At 41.4% G+C, this 23,771-nt stretch carries 28 protein-coding genes; 8 read left to right on the top strand and 20 right to left on the bottom strand.

Going from position 1 to position 23,771, the window contains the following annotated elements:
- The first annotated feature begins 86 nt into the window (after positions 1-86).
- A complete protein-coding gene (yjgA, locus tag ICN14_RS08315) occupies positions 87-614 on the top strand; it encodes a ribosome biogenesis factor YjgA (RefSeq protein ID WP_216226014.1) in 528 nt (175 codons plus the stop codon).
- A gap of 9 nt (positions 615-623) precedes the next feature.
- Here yjgA and ICN14_RS08310 read toward each other — a convergent pair whose 3' ends face one another.
- The 4 genes from ICN14_RS08310 to ICN14_RS08295 form a co-directional block, all read right to left on the bottom strand.
- Positions 624-1,340, bottom strand: coding sequence for an NYN domain-containing protein (locus tag ICN14_RS08310; protein WP_216226013.1), 717 nt, complete (start codon positions 1,338-1,340; stop codon positions 624-626).
- A 113-nt stretch (positions 1,341-1,453) separates the two neighbouring features.
- Entirely contained in the window at positions 1,454-2,530 is a 1,077-nt protein-coding gene (locus ICN14_RS08305) for an acyltransferase (protein WP_216226012.1), read from the bottom strand.
- A gap of 51 nt (positions 2,531-2,581) precedes the next feature.
- A complete protein-coding gene (locus tag ICN14_RS08300) occupies positions 2,582-2,770 on the bottom strand; it encodes a hypothetical protein (protein WP_216226011.1) in 189 nt (62 codons plus the stop codon).
- A gap of 38 nt (positions 2,771-2,808) precedes the next feature.
- Positions 2,809-3,387 (bottom strand): HdeD family acid-resistance protein, encoded by a 579-nt coding sequence (locus ICN14_RS08295; protein ID WP_216226010.1) that lies wholly within the window; start codon positions 3,385-3,387, stop codon positions 2,809-2,811.
- Positions 3,388-3,572: 185 nt separating this feature from the next.
- Between ICN14_RS08295 and ICN14_RS08290 the strand changes: the two genes are divergently transcribed.
- The gene (locus tag ICN14_RS08290; RefSeq protein ID WP_216226009.1) at positions 3,573-3,800 is read left to right on the top strand and encodes a hypothetical protein; all 228 of its coding nucleotides are present in this window, start codon (positions 3,573-3,575) and stop codon (positions 3,798-3,800) included.
- A gap of 40 nt (positions 3,801-3,840) precedes the next feature.
- Positions 3,841-4,212 carry a hypothetical protein gene (locus ICN14_RS08285; RefSeq protein WP_216226008.1) on the top strand — a complete coding sequence of 124 codons (372 nt, stop codon included), beginning with the start codon at positions 3,841-3,843 and terminating at the stop codon, positions 4,210-4,212.
- Between the two features lie 52 nt (positions 4,213-4,264).
- Here the strand turns inward: ICN14_RS08285 and ICN14_RS08280 are convergent, their stop codons facing one another.
- Complete coding sequence (locus ICN14_RS08280; protein WP_216226007.1) at positions 4,265-4,570, bottom strand: HigA family addiction module antitoxin; 306 nt, start codon at positions 4,568-4,570, stop codon at positions 4,265-4,267.
- Between the two features lie 10 nt (positions 4,571-4,580).
- Positions 4,581-4,859, bottom strand: a complete 279-nt coding sequence (locus tag ICN14_RS08275; protein ID WP_216226006.1) for a type II toxin-antitoxin system RelE/ParE family toxin — start codon at positions 4,857-4,859, stop codon at positions 4,581-4,583.
- A 164-nt stretch (positions 4,860-5,023) separates the two neighbouring features.
- On the opposite strand from ICN14_RS08275, the gene ICN14_RS08270 reads away from it, so the two are divergent.
- Genes ICN14_RS08270 through cobA form a run of 3 tightly spaced genes read left to right on the top strand, consistent with a single transcriptional unit; the run spans position 5,024 to position 8,185 of the window.
- Positions 5,024-6,742 (top strand): nitrite/sulfite reductase, encoded by a 1,719-nt coding sequence (locus tag ICN14_RS08270; protein ID WP_216226005.1) that lies wholly within the window; start codon positions 5,024-5,026, stop codon positions 6,740-6,742.
- Between the two features lie 13 nt (positions 6,743-6,755).
- Positions 6,756-7,304, top strand: a complete 549-nt coding sequence (locus ICN14_RS08265; RefSeq protein WP_216226004.1) for a DUF934 domain-containing protein — start codon at positions 6,756-6,758, stop codon at positions 7,302-7,304.
- Between the two features lie 23 nt (positions 7,305-7,327).
- Positions 7,328-8,185 (top strand): uroporphyrinogen-III C-methyltransferase, encoded by an 858-nt coding sequence (gene cobA / locus ICN14_RS08260; RefSeq protein WP_216226003.1) that lies wholly within the window; start codon positions 7,328-7,330, stop codon positions 8,183-8,185.
- On the opposite strand, the gene ICN14_RS08255 is transcribed toward cobA, so the two are convergent.
- A complete protein-coding gene (locus ICN14_RS08255; protein WP_216226002.1) occupies positions 8,108-8,476 on the bottom strand; it encodes a sirohydrochlorin chelatase in 369 nt (122 codons plus the stop codon). The genes cobA and ICN14_RS08255 overlap by 78 nt on opposite strands.
- An 81-nt stretch (positions 8,477-8,557) precedes the next feature.
- On the opposite strand from ICN14_RS08255, the gene ICN14_RS08250 reads away from it, so the two are divergent.
- Together ICN14_RS08250 and ICN14_RS08245 are read left to right on the top strand one after the other, a co-directional pair.
- Positions 8,558-9,577 (top strand): calcium:proton antiporter, encoded by a 1,020-nt coding sequence (locus ICN14_RS08250; RefSeq protein ID WP_216226001.1) that lies wholly within the window; start codon positions 8,558-8,560, stop codon positions 9,575-9,577.
- 64 nt (positions 9,578-9,641) lie between these two features.
- Entirely contained in the window at positions 9,642-10,736 is a 1,095-nt protein-coding gene (locus ICN14_RS08245; protein WP_216226000.1) for a glycosyltransferase, read from the top strand.
- Between the two features lie 715 nt (positions 10,737-11,451).
- Here ICN14_RS08245 and ICN14_RS08240 read toward each other — a convergent pair.
- The 13 genes from ICN14_RS08240 to wecB all read right to left on the bottom strand — a co-directional run bounded on the left by ICN14_RS08240 (position 11,452) and on the right by wecB (position 23,754).
- Entirely contained in the window at positions 11,452-12,213 is a 762-nt protein-coding gene (locus ICN14_RS08240; protein WP_216225999.1) for a PIG-L deacetylase family protein, read from the bottom strand.
- A gap of 8 nt (positions 12,214-12,221) precedes the next feature.
- Positions 12,222-13,568: a fatty acid--CoA ligase family protein gene (locus ICN14_RS08235; RefSeq protein ID WP_216225998.1), complete on the bottom strand. Its 1,347-nt coding sequence runs from the start codon at positions 13,566-13,568 to the stop codon at positions 12,222-12,224.
- Positions 13,569-13,578: 10 nt separating this feature from the next.
- Entirely contained in the window at positions 13,579-14,598 is a 1,020-nt protein-coding gene (locus ICN14_RS08230) for a 3-oxoacyl-ACP synthase III family protein (RefSeq protein WP_216225997.1), read from the bottom strand.
- A complete protein-coding gene (locus ICN14_RS08225; protein ID WP_216225996.1) occupies positions 14,582-15,217 on the bottom strand; it encodes an MBL fold metallo-hydrolase in 636 nt (211 codons plus the stop codon). The genes ICN14_RS08230 and ICN14_RS08225 overlap by 17 nt, the downstream gene beginning before the upstream one ends.
- On the bottom strand, positions 15,214-15,921 hold the full coding sequence (locus ICN14_RS08220) for an SDR family oxidoreductase (RefSeq protein WP_255536020.1): 708 nt from the start codon (positions 15,919-15,921) through the stop codon (positions 15,214-15,216). Before ICN14_RS08220 ends, ICN14_RS08225 begins: the two co-directional genes overlap by 4 nt.
- Positions 15,921-16,208, bottom strand: coding sequence for a hypothetical protein (locus ICN14_RS08215; protein ID WP_216225994.1), 288 nt, complete (start codon positions 16,206-16,208; stop codon positions 15,921-15,923). Before ICN14_RS08215 ends, ICN14_RS08220 begins: the two co-directional genes overlap by 1 nt.
- 27 nt (positions 16,209-16,235) lie before the next feature.
- Positions 16,236-17,357 carry a hypothetical protein gene (locus tag ICN14_RS08210; protein ID WP_216225993.1) on the bottom strand — a complete coding sequence of 374 codons (1,122 nt, stop codon included), beginning with the start codon at positions 17,355-17,357 and terminating at the stop codon, positions 16,236-16,238.
- Positions 17,358-17,369: 12 nt separating this feature from the next.
- Positions 17,370-18,968 (bottom strand): GMC oxidoreductase, encoded by a 1,599-nt coding sequence (locus ICN14_RS08205; protein WP_216225992.1) that lies wholly within the window; start codon positions 18,966-18,968, stop codon positions 17,370-17,372.
- Entirely contained in the window at positions 18,965-20,248 is a 1,284-nt protein-coding gene (locus tag ICN14_RS08200; RefSeq protein WP_216225991.1) for an NAD(P)-dependent oxidoreductase, read from the bottom strand. Before ICN14_RS08200 ends, ICN14_RS08205 begins: the two co-directional genes overlap by 4 nt.
- The gene (locus ICN14_RS08195) at positions 20,245-20,652 is read right to left on the bottom strand and encodes a GtrA family protein (protein WP_216225990.1); all 408 of its coding nucleotides are present in this window, start codon (positions 20,650-20,652) and stop codon (positions 20,245-20,247) included. The genes ICN14_RS08200 and ICN14_RS08195 overlap by 4 nt, the downstream gene beginning before the upstream one ends.
- Entirely contained in the window at positions 20,649-21,443 is a 795-nt protein-coding gene (locus ICN14_RS08190) for a class I SAM-dependent methyltransferase (RefSeq protein ID WP_216225989.1), read from the bottom strand. The genes ICN14_RS08195 and ICN14_RS08190 overlap by 4 nt, the downstream gene beginning before the upstream one ends.
- 67 nt (positions 21,444-21,510) lie before the next feature.
- Complete coding sequence (locus tag ICN14_RS08185; protein ID WP_216225988.1) at positions 21,511-22,578, bottom strand: hypothetical protein; 1,068 nt, start codon at positions 22,576-22,578, stop codon at positions 21,511-21,513.
- Between the two features lie 57 nt (positions 22,579-22,635).
- Positions 22,636-23,754, bottom strand: a complete 1,119-nt coding sequence (wecB, locus tag ICN14_RS08180) for a non-hydrolyzing UDP-N-acetylglucosamine 2-epimerase (RefSeq protein WP_216225987.1) — start codon at positions 23,752-23,754, stop codon at positions 22,636-22,638.
- Positions 23,755-23,771 lie beyond the last annotated feature (17 nt).

Genomic DNA, 23,771 nt, shown 5'->3' with positions numbered 1-23,771 from the left:
TAAACTCTATTATTTACCAAATCTCCCATTACGAAGAAATTAGGCGATTCAGCTAGAAACGGCAAATACCCGTCTAAAATAGCCCCATGCATGTCAATGAAAAGAACCGCACCCCCAAGAAAGAAGATCTTGACGAGGGACCCAGCAAATCTGAGCTAAAGCGGCTGATGACCGAGCGCCAAAAGCTGGCCGAAGTTCTAGCGGGGCTTAGTAGTGATGCATTAAAGACCATACCAATGGATGAGGCTATTAAAACCTCCATTGCCGAAACAAACAAAATTAAGAGTTTTGAGGCGATCCGTCGTCATAAGCAGTATCTAGGCAAGCTGATGCGCTTTTTGGATGAGGAAGAGTTGGATGCCATTCAGAAACGCTTGGATGCGATTCAGGGTGTTAGCAAGGCAGAGACTGCAAAGCTCCACCATCTAGAGTCTTATCGCGATCGTCTCATTGCGAATGATGAAGCCTTCACTAAGATGATTGAGCAATATCCGGATATGGACATTCAGAATATGCGCACTCTTATTCGTAATGCGCGTAAAGAAAAAGAAACCAATAAACCTCCTAAGGCTTTTCGAGAAATCTTCCGCGTCTTAAAGGATATGGGAATATAAACACCTCTCTTACCAAGAATCAGGCTTTTGGATTTTTGAGTTCGGGATCTTAGATGGAAGCTGCGCAGCGGCAATATGCGAAACACTAAGAATCTTCCTCCAATCTGAGTGCTTTGCTAGATCACCCGAAATATGTCGGTGATCTTTACTTTGAATTGGCGCAACTAAACCGATTCGCAATTGCGCATGGTGCCTCTTTACTGCCGCCAACGCACCCTCAAGATCAGAATCATTGCTACAAACTACCGCCTGCTCATATGCTCCCGTCCAAGCCCCAGTAATTAGATCTGATGCCAAATTAACATCCGTCTTTTTTTCATTAAAGTCATAAACCTGAACTATTTTTAATTCAGGGGCCTCATTAATCGGCCTCACCAATCTTTGGTAGGGTGTTGTCGCTAAAATTTTCCCTTGTATTATTTCCAAAGAACTGGGATACATTTTTCTTAAGGCCTGAAGATATAACCGTTGTCGCTGGGTTGACATCGGGTCATCCGACATCCTTCCTAGGACAGGCGCTGTGTAATAGCGCACTTGAGTTAATTCTGCATTTTTACCTAAGATGTACTCAGAAAACAACCTAACAATATCAACCCACTTCAATTTTGAATTTCTTAGCAAGCCGTAATAGAGGTTGTAACCATCAATATAAATAGTGGTTTTGATAATTTTCCCATTCCAGAAAAGACAAAACCACCCGAAGGTGGTCTGTCGCCCAAAAAGCAATCGGATATACCGAACGGTTAATGGGTGAGTCGTGAATAAATTATACGCCTTTTGAAGATCTCTGAATTCACCTAAACATTAAATGGTTTTCAATTCTGAAATAAAAAAATCTTCTAAATCTTTAACTTCGCTGAAGGAATCTCAACCAAACGATATAAGTAGCTAGCAGCAATAGTGCTACATACTAAAACTCCCAACATTAAGCCAATTGCAATGAGGCCGCTTTCGTGAGCGTGCATTCCAGAGGCAATATAGAGCGTATTTGCTAGCAAGATAAATGCAAAGTGAATTAAGAAGGCACAGTAGGAGCGTGGACTAGCCCAAGCAATTGAACGCAGTGTTAATGTCTTCAATCCGTGAACTGCGGATCCAGTGCTGAGATAAGTAGCGCTCCCCCACACAAATAATAGTAAGGCCACAAACCAAGCTAAGAAGTTGCGTAACCATACTTCATGCAATGTGGAGATCGTAATAACTACCCCAATAGCAATGAGTGCAAACCTAGCCAATCTTTGGACCCTCTGATCGGCAAAGTTCTTAGCAAGATAAGCCAATACGCCAAGGCCATAAGAGCCAATGAAGTAAATAAAGTAGGCTTCGTATTGTGCGGAACGATTGAAGTACAGCAAAGAGCTCACGGCAACAATACTAATCAACCATATCAAGGCTTGATAAGAAGAAAAAGAAATCAGCAATACCGCTAAAACTGAGTAGAGCTGCCAGTCAATCGCGATATACCAAGCACCTGCAGAGATCGAGTCAAGACCCAGAATGCCCTGCAGAAAAAATAGGTGGGCAATAAATTGACTCAGCGTTTCTTGCTCACCAACGAATTCATCATTCACCCAAAAGCGTGCAATCCAAGCACAGAGAATCGTGAAAATCAAAGCGGCAATGTATGGCGCAAACAAACGCAGATAGCGATTGATGATCACTCGCAGCAAATTCTGGCTACTGAATTTCGCATTAGCGAATCGCGTGAGGGACTGAGTTGCCAAGTAGCCAGCCATCACTAAAAAGATTTGCACGGCATAGCGACCATACTCAAAGAGCCATGTCATCAAGCCTGGCAATATTAAGCGCGCATCTTCTGCTATCTGGCCGTAGCTAGATAGGTGATGCAGGATGATTAACAGCGCTGCGAAGACCTTAAGAAGGTCAATTAAGAAAAGGGGTTGGGTTCGCTTCAAAACAGAAATAGACCGGCACTCAAATGAATAAAGAGTGCCTATAAAGAGTAATTATTTGGTTTTCTCGGACTTTGTCTTGCCCATCAAAGAGGCCAGCATAGGATTACTACTGGCAAGCTCTTTTTTGGTTTTTGCAATACTCTCCGCAGCACCTGGCTTTGGCGTCTTTGCAGCATTCTTCATACGTTGCGCAGTTGTCAGAGCTAGGTTTTTATAGAGATCGGTTTTTTTCATTGACATAACGTTTGCATTTCTAAATAAGTTCTACGGCTCTATTTTTATTTAGTTAATGAACGTGCGGCTAGACCCAAGAACAACAATGACCAGCCTTGCAAAAGCAACTCAATTGCAATCAGCAAGCCAGGCAACCACAAACTACTTTCTGGATAGCCATTCATGATGAGAACGCCCATCAAGATAGAAATCGCAGAAGACAAAACTAACCAGAACCATTCACGGAAATGACGATGCTGAAATGCAGAGATCAAGCGTAAAAATCCGGTAATAAAAAAGATCGCAGCAAGCCATAAGGTAATAGCTTCTAGCGCAGGAATTGGAAATGCCCAAGTGTAGACACCAGCGGCAATATATAAAACAGCTAATACCACTTGAATGCCAACACTCTTCCAGCCGGTGGATTTAAGGGCATGGGCAAATTGCACTGCACCACCAATGATCAAGAACGCACCCAATACATTAATAGAGACAAATGAAAACAATGTCTGACCAGCAATACCAATCATTCCCAAGGCAATGAAAAGAACGCCCATACCAATTAATGCACCAGGCACTTTAGCTGCGGCACCCAGGACCGCAATGCGGATTTCTTTAATTTGGCTTACGGATAATTCGGTCATATTGAATGCTTTCGAAGAAATATTGACTGCTAAAGACTCTACTGTATCAACAAAGTCAGGGTTTTAGAGCATAAATCAGGTCAAACGAGCCACCAAGCGCAATTGGTGCGTAGGAAAAACGGGTATTCTTACTTCTTTTATATGACTAGTTCACCGGTCGCCAGCATAAGAAAGTATTGAATTAGATGGATAACACGCTCACCGTTGTTCTTGGCATTGTTGCCATGCTATTGCCACTCGTAGTGGGTCGATTAGTCTGGAAGCGCTTTGACCAATACTTTGGTCGTAATGACGAAGCCTATATGGATACCCTGGAATATTTCCTCAAGAAACTTGGCTTCACTATTTTGGTTGCCTTCATCCTCCTGTGGATCGGCATCAGCTTGGTCTTCAGCGGCAGCCCTAATTACTAAGAGCAACTAAAAGAAGAAAAACCTAGGAACACCACGCAAAATGAATGATCAGTTACTCACGATTCTTAAGAAAGCAAAGCTCAACTTTGCGGTACTGGGCAGCATTCTGGTTCTTGCGATTGTCGGCAAGATCACCAACCCAGAGTTCACCAATGGGATCTTCTTCATGGCGGATCAACTGGTTTCTGAACTGATTCTGCTTTTTGTTGCCATTACCCTGGGTGCATTTATCCCAAACTTCAAGCTAGTAGTGTTCGGTGCAATCGCCGCCTTTATTGCCGCAGCTATTGCCATTCAGATAGGCGTCTTTACCTATTTGACAATTGACTACCTTTTTGCCGTTCTGATCGTAGTTCTAGGCTTTGCATCGATTGCCAACCTCTATCGGCATTACAGGGAATTTAGCTTCTAGAATTTCTGATCTATCAATAAATAAAGCCCCAGTTAATTGGGGCTTTATTTGTTTAAGCGGCTTCCCTTTGGAAGACTCTAATGCGCGGCTCTATTTCTTTCTGCAAGGTTCTTTTGGCAACCCTGATGTCATATTCCATCTGCAGGTTTAACCAGAACTTTGGATCCATCCTAAAAAATAGACCTAGACGTATTGCTGTGTCTGCAGTGATTGGGCGAGCTCCATTAACAATTTCACTAATCCGACTTGGAGATACATCAATATCGGCGGCAATCTGGCGCGCAGTGATCCCCATCGGCTTCATAAAATCTTCTAGCAATATTTCGCCAGGATGAATTTCATCTAATAGTTTTGACATCAAGTTCCTCTCAGTGGTAATCCACTATCTCCACCTCATAAGCTCCATCGGCTTTCCAAATGAAACAGATACGCCACTGCTCATTAATACGAATGCTATGACAACCTTTTCTATCGCCCATCAACATCTCCAATCTATTGCCCGGCGGAATTCGCAAACTTTGCAACTCAGTAGCAGCATGTAGTTGCAACAACTTACGTCTAGCCACCCTCTCAACACTCTTAAATCTCTGCGACATATGGCTGTTAAAGAGGGATTGGGTTTCCGCACATGAGAATGAATGGATCATGCGTAATTATATTCTATCATACAGAATCCGTTATATGGAACTTTTGTTACTTTTATTGCGGCATCCATCTAAAATAGTTGCTACATCTATATATAGAAATTAATATATAGATTCAATATTTAAGTATTTGTAGTTATAGGCATAGCCCCAGACAATATGGGTCTATGTACAAATATGACCATATTGACCAAACCCTTGTAGATCAACGGGTTATCCAATTCCGAGACCAAGTTGAGCGACGCCTGAACGGCACCTTAGCCGAAGAAGAATTCCGACCTCTCCGTCTGCAGAATGGTCTCTACCATCAGCGCCATGCTTACATGCTGCGTGTCGCCATTCCTTATGGCTTATTGAGTGCTAAGCAGCTTCGCACCCTCGCCTTCATTGCGGATAAGTACGATCGTGGATATGGTCACTTTACGACTCGTCAAAACATTCAATTTAATTGGGTAGAGCTAGAGCAGACTCCCGATATCTTAGCTGAGCTAGCTAAAGTTGAAATGCATGCCATCCAAACTTCAGGCAACTGTATTCGCAACATTACAAGCGACGCCTTTGCTGGTGTTGCCGCTGATGAATACATCGACCCAAGACCTATCTGTGAATTACTCCGCCAATGGTCAACATTACATCCTGAATTTGCTCATCTACCACGCAAATTTAAGTTTGCAATTAATGGCGCGAAACAAGATCGCACTGTCTTGCTCTGCCATGACGTCGGTATTGAACTCAAGAAAAACGCTGCAGGAGAATTAACTGCAGACATCTACGCTGGTGGTGGCATGGGACGCACACCGATACTGGGATCATTAATTAAGCAAGGTTTGCCATGGCAAGTTTTACCAAGCTATTTGACTGCCCTACTACGTGTGTATAACCGCTTTGGCAGAAGAGACAATCTCTATAAAGCCCGCATCAAGATTTTAGTGAAAGCCTTAGGCCCAGAAGAATTCGCACGCCAAGTGGAAGGCGAATGGGCTCAACTACATAATGACTCCAAACAGAGTAAAGATAACTTCACGCAGGCCGAGTGGGAGCGTGTTGCCAAGCACTTCACCAGACCAAACTACAAAACTTTGCCAGCATTGAGCAATGTGCAATTGCAGACTCATGCCGAAACTAAGATAGGCTGTAATGAGAAGATTGCATTTACTCGCTGGCTAGAGCGCAACGTTAGGCCGCATCAAGTGCCTGGTTATGCTTCAGTCATTCTGTCGCTCAAGCCCCATGGCACCGCTGCACCTGGTGACGCTTCTAGCGCCCAAATGAATGCCATCGCTGACTTGACAGATCAATACAGTTTTGGTGAATTACGTGTCACCCATGAACAAAACTTAGTCTTAGCTGATGTTGAGCAAGCGGAGTTATTGAATCTTTGGCGCGCCGCCAAAAACTACAACTTAGTTTTGCCTAATATTGGCTTACTCACAGATATCATTGCCTGCCCTGGTGGTGACTTCTGCTCACTAGCTAATGCCAAATCACTGCCGATTGCCAAAGCCATTCAAGAGCGTTTTGATGATTTGGATTACCTGCACGACTTAGGTGATATCACTTTAAACATCTCCGGTTGCATCAACTCCTGCGGCCACCATCACGTCGGCAACATTGGGGTTCTGGGTGTCGATAAAGATGGTGAAGAGTGGTACCAAATTACTCTAGGTGGAGAGCAAGGCAACGACGCCTCTATTGGCAAAGTCATTGGGCCTTCTTTCTATGCCAATGAAATTCCTGATGTTATGACCAGTCTGATTAACACCTATGTAGAGCAACGCACAAGTGATGAGCCTTTTATCGAGACTTATCGCCGACTAGGTGTAACTCCCTTTAAAGAAGCTGCCTATAAAAATAATGGCAAGCACCCCAAAGGGGCGACAGCCTAATCCTAGAAAAACTATGAACAAGCAAATTATTTCTTTTCCAAAAGGTGGCAAGCCAACCATCATTGCCAATGAATGGCAGGTGTGGGATGGCGAGCGTGATGAAGGCGGCATCCCTGATTTAGAGCATGGATTTCACAAGGTATTGGTACCATTTCATTGGTGGATTGCGCACTATAAAAATGCTGACATTATTGAACGTGCCAATAAAGGTGAGATTGGGGTTTGGTTTGCTGCGGATGATGACATCCTCAAGCATACTGACATCATCGAGGAAAGCAAAAGCCTTTGGCCAGTAGTAGGAGCTCATTTCCCTATTTTTAGAGATGGTAGAAGCTTTAGTACTGCAGCCCTCCTCAGAGATCGCTTTGAGTGGCAAGACGAAGTCCGCGCAATTGGGGATGTCTTAATTGATCAACTCTTACAAGGTGCACGCGTAGGCTTTGATGCTTTTGAACTACGTCCTGATCAGAATCTCGATGTCGCTCTCAAGCAATTTAATCTCTTCTCTGTAGTTACGCAAAACAGCTGGCGCGATCAACGCAGCACTCAAGAAGTCAACTAAGCCAGGGATAGCATAGGCAGATCATGGGCAATCTAAGCAAACTCGGAAAAGTGTATTTGGTTGGCGCAGGTCCTGGCGCCACTGATCTCATTACTGTGCGCGGAGCAAATCTACTGGCAAAGGCAGATATTGTGTTTCATGATGCCTTGGTAGACCCAGCTATGCTGGAGCTCTGCCCCCAAGCCATCAAAGAGCCTGTCGGTAAACGTTGTGGAAAGCTATCTTCCGCGCAACACTTTATCAATAAACGACTGGTTGACGCGGCTCATAAATATCAAATTGTCGTGCGCCTTAAGGGTGGTGACCCCATGATGTTTGGTCGCGCCGATGAAGAAATCCAAGCACTCAAAAAACACCATATTGAAGTAGAGGTGGTGCCGGGTATCACGGCGGCATTAGCTGGTGCAGCCGCTATTCAGCAATCGCTCACCCTGCGAGGCGTTAGCAGAAGCGTAGCTTTTGTGACTCTGGCACAAGCAAATGAGGCTACAGAAAACGTAGCAAGTGAAATAGAGAGAAATCAGAATGCACCCTTGCAAAATCCGAGTGCAGATACCTTGGTGTATTACATGGGTCGCAAAGATGCTAGCAATATTGCCAAACAATTAATTGAAGGTAATTCTCAACATACTAGCAAAACACCTGCTCACATACTAGAAGCGGTCAGCACCAAGAATGAGCGCCACTGGTCAAGCACTCTTGGTGAACTCGAAATTGGTAAAGCGAATGACTGGTTTGATAGTACCTCTCCAGCATTGATTATGGTTGGTGAAGCCTTACGAGAAAAGCAGCAGGTAACAGAGTTACAGAGCTCTAGCACCAAAATCGATGATAGCTTGCAAGACGGCAAGATCCTCACCAACAGCAGGCGTAGCGCTTAAAGTCACTCCAGGGAATTTCTTCTGGCAGGCTGATAGCAATACTGGAAAGTCATTGCGCAAATGGCCGCCTTGACCAAAAAAGACTGGCACAACCACTATCTCTGTAACACCAGTAGCAATCTGGGATGCAATTGCCTGCTCTAAGCTAGGCTCCATCAACTCTAAAAAGGCTACTTCCACCAAAGTATTGGGATGCTGAGCCTTCCAGAGGGAAGCTAAGCGATCAAAAGGCTCACGCCATCGTGCATCACGAGCGCCATGACCAAACAAAACAATTGCCTTCATATTCATGCAAACCTTTTAAACTATCAATATTAATACCCAAGCTTACCCTGAAATTTAGCCCAACATCTTTTATAAGCATCGACCCACATGACAAATCTTCTCAGCCAAACTTGGTTCATCGTCTTGATGGGGGTCACCCTCATTGGAGCGGTACTTTCTGCCGTCCATCATGCTGAGGTGATTGCCCATAAAACGGGTGAGCCCTACGGAACTTTAGTGCTATCGATTAGCGTCACCATTATTGAAGTTTCCCTCATTATTGCCATGATGCTGGCTGGTCATGAGGGATCTGAATTCATTGCTCGTGATGCCGTATTTGCAACAGTCATGATTGTGATTAACGGTGTGGTGGGCTTGTGCATATTTATGGGTGGGCTAAAGCATCATGAAATGGCCTTCCGTAACGAAGGTACTAATTCTGCATTGGGTGTACTGACTGCGATGGCAACCTTTATTTTGGTTATGCCGATGGTCACAGTCAGCACACCAGGACCAGACTTCACCAAGAGCCAGCTGGCTTTTGCTGGCATTGCTTCGTTTGCCCTGTATGGCGCCTTCCTATTCTTCCAAACAGTGAGCCATCGCGACTACTACCTGCCTAAGGCCGTCGATAAAAAATTGGACAGCAAGATTCATGCGGAGGGGCCGAGCAATCTCAAAACTACCATCAGCGCTCTTCTATTACTAGTCTCTTTAGCAATAGTAGTTGGTTTAGCTGAAGCACTAAGCCCGGCTATCGAAGCGGGAGTAAAAGCTGCTGGTGCCCCAAAAACGGTGGTTGGTATCGCGATTGCCATGTTGGTGCTCTTGCCCGAGGGCTATGCGGCAGTGAGGGCGGCGAGAGCTAATCGATTACAAAGCAGTTTGAACTTAGCGCTGGGTTCAGCCTTGGCTAGTATTGGACTAACCATTCCGACGGTAGCAGCTATTGCCATCTTCTTTAATCTACCACTCAGCCTAGGCATTAGCTCACTAAATATGACGCTGATGTATCTCAGCTTCTTTATTGGTGCACTAACACTTGCTATTGGTAGAACGACCCTATTGCAGGGTGTTGTACATCTAATTATCTTCTTTGAGTATTTATTCTTGAGTTTGGTGCCATAAGAGCAGATGCAAGATAGATTAAAATGATCGCATCGTTAAGGCTGTAAATTTTTACCAAGGGACTATGAGTGTTTTAGCCATCTCCTTTCTGACATCCCTATTAATCACACTTTGGGTGATTCGTAACAGTCATTTACATTCTAAATTTAGTGCTGACTCAGATATCAGCGGTATACAAAAATTTCACACTCATGCAGTGCCCCGAATCGGTGGACTTGGAATATTGCTCGGGCTTTGTATTGCATTAGTAGTGCGCTATTTTGAAAATGAATCTGTAGGACAGTTTGGGTTAATTCTTATAGCATCCTCGCTGCCAGCTTTTCTATCAGGATTTTTAGAGGATGTTACAAAAAAGGTTGGGGTTAAGGTTAGGCTCATTGCCACCTTTATCGCAGCTGCTATTGCAGGACATCTCCTAGGCGGCTGGCTCACATCCGTTCAGCTCCTGGGAATAGATAATTTAATGCTTGCTTACCCTGCTATAGCTATTGGCATTACCTGCTTTGCGGTTGCCGGCGTTGCAAATGCCTTTAACATCATTGATGGATATAACGGGCTTTCAAGCATGGTCGCGATTATTATTTTGGGCGGCCTTGCCTATGTAGCATTTCAAGTTGGTGATACTCAAATCATGATTGCTGGATTAGCCATGATTGGCGCCCTATTAGGATTTTTAGTTTGGAACTATCCGCGAGGTCTTATCTTCCTGGGTGATGGGGGCGCTTATCTGATTGGCTTTTGGATTGCGGAGCTTTCAGTCCTCTTAACGGCAAGACACCCTGAGGTATCAAAATGGTTTCCATTATTACTTTGCATCTACCCCATCTTTGAAACGCTCTTCACAATTTATCGCAGAGTCATTCTCAAGAGAGTCCATCCCGGCATGCCTGATGCATCTCATCTTCACCAACTCATTTATCGCCGAGTTGTCCGCTGGGATGATGTCAACAACGATCAGCGTATGTTGATCTATCGAAACTCAATGACCTCCCCCTATCTGTGGCTAATCTGCTTACTGGGTGTCATACCTGCAGTGCTTTTCTGGCGATATCACCTAGCCCTCAAAGGTTTTGTAATACTCTTTGCGATAAGTTATGCCTGGATATACTGGGGTATCGTGCGCTATAGAGTGCCAGAATATCTTATTAACAGAAGATAGGGATTGCTACAGGATTTGCGCTCTTACCCCCTCATTCTCTGCTCTCATTTATCTTTGAAAAAATTTATTTTTTCAAAGTACCTTTAGATAGATTGCCTAAAGTAGAAAAAAGTAAAGACCAGCAGGAAAACTTGTCCATCCTCAAAGGGGAAGGATTTTGCTCTGTAAAAAAATAATTGCCTTACTGAGGGCTATTAACCTACCCCAGACTTCTCTTCGACCGCCAAAGCGAGGAGGTCTAGAGGATGAGAGCGTGATTATTGCCTAGGGATCTTCAGGGGTGCCGACTTAGCGATTTGGCCCCCTTAAGAATTGCTGATATCCAAATGGGTGGATTGCAAAATCAAATTAAGGCCAAATACTAATAAGTAAAACCGTTCAAAAACTTTAAGGGAGGTGGATATTCATAACGCAAAGATCCACCGATGTAATTACACTTGTAGAAATTAAGCAAGGCTTTTACGTGGGATTCTATTAAAGAAAGTTAATAATACAATTGACACCAATCAAGAATTGAAAAGTAGTCAAATTAATCGCATTTAGAAACGTTTAGCTAAAGATGCAAAACTTCCTAAAGAAATAGTGCCGCGCAAAATCTCCTTCAAGCTGGAGCTATCTAGCCAGCTATTGTGAATAAAGGGAGCTGGATCAAAACCGACAGGGTTATAAGACATTTGAAAGGCGTATACCTCGATTATTTATAGCAAGACCAGAGCTATGAAACCAATAAATCCCCCCGAAGTCTCTCTGACATCACCTGCCAAGTGCAGAACTTTCGTCTCTCATAGTACAGCCGCCCTAAATGTGGCGGTAGTTGAATTTGAGAAAACGAAACTCGTTGCAAAGATTGGGTTCCGTAAACCAGGTAATGAATCAATACAAAAGGTGCGAGACCAGCCCAAGTACTAGCTTGGGAGGGGTAATTCAAAATAAAACTTAAGAATCGACAGCGATTAAGCCAGCTTATTTTCCTATTGAAAACTTCGCCATTACTTGCCAATGTTAGAAGGACGCGGAAAAATTGACCTTTACATTTATAACCATTATATAAAGGGAACTGCCATACTTTATCTATCAAATTTAATTGCTTTGTAACTATAACTCCAACAGCATGCAACGAGTCATGATCTGGATGCCCGCCCTCCCATGCAGGAAGATAAATATTCTCAATTTGAGCATTCTCAGACAGCCAACTAGTTAGCCATACTTTTGCTTTTTTTAAATGATTCACAAGCTTACCATCAGGAATTATCAATTCCTCGCCGACAAATAGAATATTTTTTCGAGGGACACCAAGTTTTGTCAACACCGTAATCGACTCTAGATTTCTTACTTTAGGAGAGCAGCCAACCGATACTCCGTCTGTTAAATATGCGCAATAAACTTCTCGTCCATCAGCAAGTTCATCGATAATCTTTTGAAATACGCCGAACTCATCATCTTGGTGAGCAAATAGAAAAAGGGCTATAGACATCATATAAATAATTAAGCTTTGGCACGAGAACGCTTCAGCCTATTAGTCTGAGCAATTTCCTGAACAAACTTAATTTTTACAGGAGACATATATGCTTGCATTTTTTCTTTGCATAATTCTCGCAGAGCTTGTCGAACAATAGATTCTTCAGCGTGCACATCCAGAATTAAATTAGCGCACACAACCTTTCCTAAAATAGGATTGGATTCCCCATAAACAACAGCATCAGCCACACCTGGGCATTCAAGGAGTATCGCTTCCACTTCTGCCGGGTATACTTTTTGACCGCCCACATTAATAATGTCAGATTGTCTACCTAAGATACGAAACCATTCCCCATCCGTTTCAACCAAATCGCCCGTGATTAAATAACCATCATCCGTAAAAGGACTATCTGAATTAAGATATCCCAACATAGCTGCATCAGCTCGAATTTGCAATATTCCATCAACCACTCTAGTTGAGTAACCCTCCCCCCCCAACTTAACCCAAAGCGAATCAGCGGAACGTGACTTTGTTCGCATTACTCCCAGCTCAATCATTCCATATGTCTGCCTGAATTCAACTTTGGGAAATATTTTTCTTGCACCTCTTAGAGTCGACTCTGGCATAGGCTCAGCCCCGTATGTAATCAATTTCAGGGAGTCTAAATTGCGCCCAATATATGCTTTTGAAATGAGTAGCATATTTAAAAAACTAGGGGTTGTGGGCAGTAGCTCGATTTTGAAACACTCAATCAATTCGCAGATGTGATCTGGAGTACGCCTCTCTGGAACTACAATAAGGCAAAGATTAGATAAGCAATGCAGTAAGGTATTTAAACCACCCCAATGATCAAAAAGAAGAAAATTTAAGGTAATCATTGCCTGCCGAACTACATGAAACTTTTCTAGCAACTTTGAAAAATCATGAACGACTGCTTTTGGTTTTCCTGAGGATCCCGAAGTAAAGAGAACTAATCCAGGAACATTTCTGCGTCTGATAATTTCATACAAAGTTGGGGTATTAAATATTTCAACGGGCTCTAGGATTGGGATAGAACCAGTCACATCTATAACCCAAGAAGGCGCAACCTCACCAAAAGAATCTCTCAGGGTATTAAAAGCATCTGGAGTCAGAGGAATTAAGATGCAACGCATTTCAATCAATGCCAAAAGCAAACTAATAGCAAGAGGAGAATAATCTCCACGTAAAATAACAGCATCACCTGGTTGAATATTTTTACTAGCCAACCATTCAATTTGATCAAATACCTCTTGCGAAAGAGTGCCATAACTTATAGAGATTCCCCGAAGAACCACTGCAATTTTATTTGGCTCGGCAGAAAATCTATCTAGTAAAAAATTGATATGGCTCACATGAGACTCCTTAAAATTCAACCAGGGCAGTTCCCCAAGATAAGCCAACACCAAAACCACACAAAATGACGGGCTCACCTTCAGGAATAGCGCCACCCTTAAGCAGTCGTGAAAGTAATACCGGTATAGATGATGAGACTAAATTTCCAGTCTCCTCCATATCGATAATCATTTTATTATCAGGGATTTTTAAACTACGCATAATCCCTTCCAAAGCAAGTCGGCTAGCCTGGTGAAATAAGAATAGGGATACGTCTGAGACGTTCTTACCATTTTTTTCCAAAAGCCCCAAAACTGATATAGGAATTACATTGTTGAAATAACTTAAAAGCCCCAAACCATCCATCGAAATATGCCTTGAACTTGTAATTCTACCGCTACGATCTAGAATAACTTCCTCAGAAATAGGGGCTTCATTTCTTGCGCCACCCGCCTCGACAATGAATCTATCGGCTTTTTTTCCCGCAGTTCCAAAACTCATATCCTTAATCTTCATAACCAAATTGCCCGAAGAAACTATAGTGGCCGCCGCTCCATCACCAAAAAGTGGACGTATCGATCTATCGGCAGGGTGAATCAACCTAGTGTATGTGTCCGCAGTGATCAAGAGTACTTTCTTTGCTGTGCCACTAGCAACCAAACTACGAGCTATACCAAGGCCATATATAAAACCAGAGCAAGCATGGCTAATATCAAATGCCATTACATTGGAAGCTAAATTTAATCGACCATGCAGCAAAGATGAATTTGGTGGCAGCACATAGTCTGGCGTTTGGGTGCAAAAAATTAATGCGTCAATCTCGCTTGAGGGACACTTCAATTGATTTAGTAGCTTATTAGCCGCCTCATATGCCAAATCAAGCGCAGTTGTTCCTGGGATGGCCACAGGACGAGACTTTACCCCTGACCTTTCTAATGTTTTTGACATATCCCAAGATGGATTTTCTTCTTGTAGTTGTGAATTAGAAACTGAGTTTTGTCCCAAACAAAACTCCACACCCTCTATTCCGATATCAAGACTGTGAAGCAAAGTTCTTACTCCAAAAAGTATTTAAGGTAAATGGCCGCCCATGCCCCGGGTAGACCAAGAACTCCCCAGGCAATTGGCGCAAAGTATCCATACTTGATTCCATCTCCCGAATATCCCCACCAGGCAAATGAGTGCTTCCTGGTCCGCCATACATCAATGTATCACCACCAAAAATATTGTTATCAGCCACTATACAAACGCCCCCCGGAGTATGGCCGGGTGTATGAATTATCTCAATCTTAAAATCCCCAATAAAAAATATTTTTTCCTCTGTAGCCAAGTCTTTATCAAAAAGTGGGATTGCAATACTATCCTTGGACTCAAATAAAATTTTATATAAATTGGCTTGCTTCATTAACCCCTCATCTTTTTTATGCAAATAAAAGGGGATGCTGAATTTTTGGACTAAAGCTGAAACCGCTCCAATATGATCATAGTGCGCATGAGTATTCAATATTGCCAATGGAGTTGCATCAAGATCGTTAATGCGAGAAATAATTTCCCCTGCATTGCTTCCTGGATCAATAATGATCAGCTCATGCTTTTCATTAGTAAGTAGATAGCAATTCTGCTTCCAAGCCCCATTAACTACCGCAGCAACTTGATAAGTATTACTCATGCACCACCAAAATAAATAGTTTGAGCACAAATATTTTTAGATAAAGGAGAGGCCAAGAAGTTTATTGCATGAATAATTTCTTCAACCTTTATAAGATCAGGTTTTATTAATAGGCGCTGCTTTTCAGCAAGGGCTTTTGGGGTCAAGGAATCCGACATTCCCGTCTTGTCAACTACTGAAAGTCCTATAGTATTGATGGTGATATCAGCCTTAGCATTCTCCCGGGAAAGGGTTGTAGCCATAGACTCCATTGCCGCCTTACTAGCGTTGTAAATTGAACTACCAACACTACCCAGCGGTACATTAATTGATGAAAAATTTACTATTCGCCCGTAATGTTGGCGCTGCATCAACTTTAGCGCCTCGCGAGTAATTAAAAAAGTGCCTAAAATATTTGTATTAATTATTTCGCTAGCAGCTTTAGCTCTCGTTAAGATTCCTAAGCTAGATTGAGTCATGCCCGCATTATTGATGACTAAATCAAGCCTAATTTTGAGCAAAGAAATTTCTTTAAACATAGAGATAATGCTTGCCTCATCAGAGATATCGAGCACGAAGTGCCGATAGTTTTGATGCTCAATAGTAGAAGCATTACGGGAACAGCCGAATACTTTCATGCCCATACTTAAATATGTTTCAGCCAATAACATTCCGAGCCCGCGACTAGAACCAGTTACTAACAGAGAGTTATTTGAGCCCAGCATTAAATCAACAATCTTTCAACATGAGCCATCAGAGTGCCAACGGTAGAAAATGGACTTTCCTCAGCTTCAAATGTAGACTCATCAACCACCACAACAGATTTTCCAGTTTTTTCTTCAATTAACCGCTCAACCGCAATCAACAACCTAACGAGAGTCAAGGAATCAACATTACTTTGGGAATTTAATAATAAAATCTCTGGGGAATTTATTATCTTGCCATCGAGATCCTGATCAAGATTAACCTCAATGATTGCCTCACTCACAATACTCTGAGCCAATTTTTTCATATTTGTTCCAATTCAATAGTTGCGCTGTTAAAAATAATCTAGATCTGCAAGCGTTAAATAAATGCTTTTATGATTTGATGATGGGTATATTTCCTCTGAGGAATGAATGAAAATTGGGGTTGGGTGAGGCAATAACCGATCTGGAATAACGATAAATGGAAAACCTATAAGCCATTTTAATGCAGGATTATCAGTATTAACTAAAGTAAATAAAACATCACTAGTTAATTTAAGGGAAAATTTAACCGCTAATAGCTTTATGGCCATTTTCTCCAACCCAGTTAAATTCCTGCGCATAACAATATCCATTAGCACGCATGCGTTTAGCCCGCCTATTTCAACCTGCTTAAAAACAACGCATCCAATGCATATTCCAGCAGATTTAATCCACTTAATCTCACCATTAAAAATAGGGCCCTCCCCAAAACGCCACCTATGAAATGCAAGACTTCTTTCAAAATGGCTTCCAGAAATTTCCTGAAACCCATCAAACACTTCTAGCGACTCAGACTCCATGGGGCGCGCCATGAAGTCCACCCCACTTAGGGCTACAAAAGTACTTGAGATACCAATCAGACCCCATCTCCAGGGTGCAAATAAATAGTCGATGACATTAAGCGCTCTGAGGTTTTTTAAGTGCGGCTTCAGGACTTTTGCAAAATATAAAGGCAGCCCCAACGCCATTAATTTACATGCAACGGGAAACTTAAATAATTTTTGATAAATCAAATCACTAACTTCATTTGATGTATGGGCCACCAATTCAATTCCAGCAGGAGATGTTATTGCACGAGTCATTCCTATTAGAGTAGATGCATTTCTTGCAAGTGGATCAATCACTAAATCAGTAACCAAAGCTCCATTACAAGAAAGGGTTTTGCTAATCCTAAATTTTCTGGGCTGAAGAAAGGAGCGTCCAAGTAATATACCCTTCCCATCCCTTAAGGTGATTGCAATAGATTTCCCATAAGGGCCATTAAGGTGCTTCCATCTAATGTGGTCCGAATCTACAACTTCTGGCGATGAATAAACAGTTTTACCAACAGCAATTTGCTCCTGAAGCCCGTCATGATCAAAATTTTCTAACTTTATTGAACCCATCATGCCCCCACCAAAAGAAAACCAAAATACTCCAATTATTAACTGCAACCAAAGGGATCGTTATGCACCCCTTTTCCTCAATTCATTAGCCACAACTTTTCCAATACGATCCGCATTTGCCATGATCGTCAAAGTATGCGGCTTTTCTGACAACAGCGGCAAGCAAGCTCCATCAATAATGTGAATATTTTTTGCGCCAATCACCACCCCATTTGGATTGGTCTCACCAACATTTGGTACTGAACTCATAGGCATAGTTCCGGAGTAATGGATATCTCCTCCTGGACGCCCCACAGTAAAGCTTCCGGGCAATATAAACCCTCCTAGCTTTGCATAGCTTGAACGCAAAACCTTAGCAACTCCCATCATTGAATCGTCTATCGAAGGATCCTTCGAGTAACTTAAGTTAAGCTCCCCTAATTTATCTAATTGACCTTTTGCACCCCCAAATCTGCCTGGCAAAAAAAGGTTGCCAATAACGCAGGAGCTTAGTATGTTTCTCAAAAAACTTATACTAGCCCTCACACCCATCGGCATATGAGTCACAAATTCCGAAACTGGTATTGCGGTAGTTGGGAAGGTGGCCCCATAGGCTGAAACACCCTTATCAGTTTTAATATTAAAGGCTAGCTGGCCAGAGCCAAATGTTGATTTTCTAATTTGACCAAAATATCGAGGGATCCACATCATAAAAGCAGCCGTTGGGCAAGATAGTAAATTAAATGATTCAAGATACCCAAGCAACTTCAGCGCCAATCTAGTCGAAGCCAAAGTACCTGCCCCAAGTAGTATTTTTGAAGCTGTAATTTCTTCATAACAATTTTGAGAAATATTTTTTCCTCTGATGCCAGTAATGTCATCACTTTTATTGAATAGATCTGAAACAACAAAACCTGGCATGTATTTAAAGTTACTAAACTTCATTAATACTGGCAATTCATCGCTTGCGGAGTACATTGATTTTCTATAGCAACCCCACAAACAATTTCCCGTCAAACTACAGCCCTGTCGACCCTTAAAATCTTTACTCAATACCGCTAATCGCGTACGGCCAAGTCTAAATCCAAGACCCAGCAAGTGCTCTCTTGACTTTTGGAATCTACTGAGAAAGTGCTTATGAATGTCGTCCAAATCTATAGGCGGCTGGCTCCACTGATCAAGTCCAAAATAAGATGACATATCATCATCACAGCCCCCGCTAATACCGATCCTGGCGACTACATCCTCATAGGATTTCTTGATATCTGATGCTGGGAATGGAAAAGATTCCAACTCTTCATTTGAATATTGAGCTACCCCACATCCCCATGCATTAGAAAGACCACCAGTAGCAAGTGATCCTACCGCCACAAAACCGTCGCTATTAATTTTATTTACTACTTTAAATTGATCGAAAACATATCCAAGCGAAGGAATTCTTAACTTTGGAGAATCGCTATCATGCGTCTTGAGCGCATGATAATCATCCCCCACCATTCGCTTAAACTGGTATTTGTCGTTACTACGCCAAGAAATAAAGTCCTCAATAGGAAAAGTTTGAGTTGGCGCCGCACCACCATCAACCATTAACACTCTTAAGCCAGCGTTAAGCAATGGAAATGCAGCTGAGACTCCTGAGGGTCCACTACCGACAATAATGACATCAAAATCAGGATTCATAACTCATGATTCGATTCAAGTTTTCTAAAAATTATTAACTGCAATAATGGGGCGAACAGGAATTTGCATATTAATAACAAAATTTCACATAATAAAGCTCCAAAAATTCCAAAAAGGCTACGCATAAACCCACCACCTTTTGGATCAATAAAATGTAAAGCGCCATCCGTACTTGCCTCGGCTAATAATGTAGTAGCCTTAAGCCTCCATTTAAATTCTTCAATCCATGGATATTTCTTTATTTTTTTTCTATCAAGAAGAGTAATCCAGAGCGGCCATGTTTTAGGCCACAATGGAAGATCGAGCGCGATTGCATTACGAAGCTTTTCAATAATTCTGACGTAATAACGTATGTTTATATTTTTTGCTTTAGCACCATCTATATATGAATAAAATGCAAGTCCCTCAAGAAGTAATTTTCGCCTCCTATTTGATCCAGAGCAATTTAAACCAGAATCTAATGGCCTCAAATTCAAATCGAGAAAACTTAAATCATTTTCAGTCCGCATCTCGACTAGATTGAATAAGGAATTTAGTCGGTTTAGGCCGCCACCAATTTTCTCAAAGATCCCTGCCAGATAGCGAATAATAATCGAAGGGAAGGGAATATAAATTCTTGATACACGCAAACGATATCTCGCAACACTTCGTAAAAAATAAGAAAAGGATATTGAATTTACACTGCCAAGCATCACAATAGAATTAATGGCGTTATTCGAACATTCTGCAACCTTAAGAATACCTATCACCAGATCATCAACATGAATTGGCTGAATTCGCGGGCCCGGCAAAAACAAAGGTAAAAAATGGAACTTTTTGACCAATCTCACAAGCTCTCCATATAGGCCATTGGAAGGGCCGCCATAGACTAGTCCAGGCCTAATAACAAAACCACCTGAGTCAATCACCATTTGTTCAATTTGAAATTTAATCCTACCGTAGGTGGTAGGAGCATCACTTCGTGCGGTTTGACTCGATATAAAGATACACCTGATGCCTCTAGCTCTTGCAATATCTATGACTCGTGCGGCAGCATCAATTTCCTCACGCTCGGTTAATCCACTATTAAATGATGTATTTGCAGCAAGATGAACGATGGCATCAACATCCAAAGGCAAATTTAGAGGTTCGTAGGATCCTAAATCATATTTAATCCAATTTGTTGCGAATGTTGAGCTTGGCACTCGAGATAGGGAAATAACTTGGTGCCCCCTCTTTAAGGCGGCGAGCAACAATCTTTTGCCTATATAACCCGTTGATCCAGTAACTGCTATCTTCATCCCTTTAAAAATCCTAAATTATCAGCAGTGCTATGGGTTTTAGAAAAAATAAGGTGCTTACTCAGCAGATATGAGATCCCAACACAAGCTATGTCTGATAAAAATTTTGCTAAAACAGCATCGGATACTAGATAGAGCGCCAGAAAAAGTACTGTACTAGCAATTGGAATATTAATAATTAATACTAAAAAGTAGAGTGCAGCCTGTTTACGCGTTTGATAATTAGCTGGAATCTTAAAGGTAAATTTTCTTTGTACAGTAAATGCGAAGATGCCAGCAAAAAATTTCGAGAGGACATTAGCACCAATGGGACTAATAAATGTCAAACTTACGATTAATATAAAACCCCCCATATCGATGACATAAGCCAATACCTGCACCGCTAAATATTTTAGAAAGGTCATCGTTCTAGCTTTTGGATAACAACAACATGATGCAAAGCTAAGACAGACTGAAAGGGGGTTAATATTTTTTCAAGGAAGCTTACCGTACCCGTCAATTTATCAGGAAGAATCTGTCTAAAATTTAATCCCCCAGACAATAGATACTTTAAATAATTGCCAAGAGTCTGCTTATGGACAATTTTCAGCGAAGGATATTTTTGTTCAAATTTAACCCTATCCCTCTCGAATACGATATAACTCAATGCTTGGTTCGCTCCGTGCATTGGCGCACATAGCGGAGTTTCCCAAGACGGAAATTTTTTATCAAATCCCTCTGTTTTAAATAATCGCTTGAACAAAAATTGAGCAAATGGACCATGGTAAGGATCAAGCATAATAAATCCGCCACCAGGAACTAGAACACGCTCTAACTCCCCGAAGAATTTGTCTGGATGCAGAAAGTGATGGAAACAATTCTGACCGTACAGCACTCTTACTGAGCAATCTTCTAGGTCCATCTTTTCGGCATTTAGAACTCTATCGAGATGCGGAGCATTAACAATATCTGTTGCCAATACCTCAGGGTATTTATCCCTCATCAATGAAACTCCGGACCCAAGCTCTATCTCAAGTCCATGGCCATTTAAAAACTTCAAATTCAATTGCTTAAATAGGTGGTGAAACTCATCAAAAACCTCTCTCAACATGCGTTTTTTTTTGAGCATTTTATGATGTGCATCTAAGCGACTTACGCCCTCAATATCCATACCTCTTATCATTGGATCGCTTAACAAGTTTATTAATCGCCTCATTCATTCTCCACTCATCTATTTTTCAAACATAGGCTTACGCACCAAAATCCGTCTACTACCTTAAAATTTATAGGCGGCTTAACGTCGAGCAAATATCAAGGCAGCGCTTATCCCATGAATTTTCCAAAAGAAATGACTCCCTTTCCAATGAAGAATATTTCTTTTTTGCACTACCATTTAAATACTTTTTGATTATAGATACGAATTCATTTTTATCGATGTAAAAATCAACAAATCGTTCAAATTTTTCCAAGCCTGCGTAATAAACAGATACTATCGGCTTATCAAAATATATATATTCATAAATTTTTACTGGATCAACTGATTTCACCAGGGAATTTACTATAAAGGGCATCACTAGAAGATTTAGTTCTATCGAATATTGATGTAATTCATTATGTTGGATAGGCCCTAGAAATACTATTCTCTCATGATCGGGCTTGGACTCAATAAGATTTTCTTCGGGTCCAATAATATAAAAAATTACATTAGGTAATTTTATAACAGCCTCTAAAATGACTGAAAAATCGAACCACGAAGATATTGTTCCAATATAGCCAATTCTGAATAAATCATATCTAATATTAGATCTGTTTATTTGGCTGTTTATTACTGAATTAATCGGCTCAAAGCCATTAAATACAACTGTATATTTATCTTCATGGCCACCCCGTCTAAGTATTTTATTTGCAAGATTAGTGCTAGAGCAAAAAATATGCTTACTTTTCTTTATCAATCTCTCCTCAGCCTCTAAGATATATTCGTAGCTATGCTGATTTTTATAAAAACCTAAAACATCATCCATGCAATCATAAATTATCTCCGGAGTGATATTGATGGGTAAAGTTTCAAATATTTCTGGTGATGAAATCCAAATAAAATCAAAATTTTTGAATTTCAACAATATCGAAAAATAGAATTTCCATATCCAAAAATTTATCCTCTTTATTATTTTTAATCTTCCACCAAAGGGCAGTCGAAATAATGGAAACAGCTTAACGCCTTCTCTCGGATTGCGAACAAGATTTGATCTTCTCCACGTGTAAGGATAGAAAACATAGACATTGTTAGATGCTGAAAGCTTTTCCGCCAAGAAATGAGGCCGTTGCTTTATCCAGTCCCAATCCACATTCATAATGTAAAGAATTGTCCTGCCCATTACATTCGACTCAGCTTGGGTTCCAATAAGCAATTAACCCTCAACAATCTTTTGCTTGTCAAAATATTTATGCAATACATCAATAATTCTGCTAGCAGCACGGCCATCCCCATAGGGAGAGCCACCTTTTAGCATAGATTCGTACATATTATTGTCATCTAGTAATTTTTGCACCTCACTAACAATAACTTCATACTTAACGCCAATTAGCTTAACAGCGCCCGTCTCAACTGCCTCAGGCCTTTCGGTTGCCTCCCTTAGGACTAACACCGGCTTTCCTAAAGCAGGAGCCTCCTCCTGAACGCCACCAGAGTCACTTAAAATCAGAAAAGCTCTTTGCATTGCATTGATAAAGGGCAGGTAATCCAAAGGTTTGCACATCACAATTCTGGGATGACCTCCAAAAATCTTATTAGCATATTCTTGTATATTTGGATTTGGATGCACTGGAAATAGCACTTGTATATCAGAATTATTTTCTAGCAAAGTTATTAATGCGGCGCAAATATCCTCGAAAGGCTTGCCAAAATTTTCACGGCGATGCACTGTAACCAATATCAGCCTTTTAATAGGGTCTATCCCAGATGAAATTTCTGCTGATTTTTTTATTACACTAAACAATGCATCAATAACTGTGTTTCCAGTAACAAAGATCCTATCTTCCTGAACTCCTTCTGCCAATAAATTTAACTTAGACCGCTCTGTTGGGGCAAAGTGCCAATTAGTAATTTTACTTACCAAAACCCTATTCATCTCCTCGGGAAATGGATTATTTATATCCCAGGTTCTTAATCCAGCTTCGATGTGACCGAATGGAATTTTATGGTAAAAAGATGCAAGCGCTGCAGTAAATACGGTTGTAGTATCCCCTTGTGCCAGAACTATATCTGGCTTTTCTACAATTAATACGTCATTTAAACCGTTAAGTAATCTAGCAGTGAGGGTCGTTAAATCTTGATTTGGGCGCATAACATCAAGATCGAGGTCTGGCTCTATGTTAAATATATTTAAAACCTGATCGAGCATTTGTCTATGCTGCGCTGTAGCCAATACTCGGACCTGAATGGATTTGTCAGATTTCAACAAATTAATTACAGGTGCCATCTTGATTGCTTCTGGCCTTGTCCCCACAATACAGAGAATTTTTTTCATGCGACCCTTACCTCATC

It is taken from the genome of Polynucleobacter sp. MG-27-Goln-C1, assembly GCF_018881905.1.
GTDB lineage: Bacteria > Pseudomonadota > Gammaproteobacteria > Burkholderiales > Burkholderiaceae > Polynucleobacter.
Note: the sequence above shows the minus strand (reverse complement) of the source record. Positions and strands in the feature narration are given on the sequence as shown.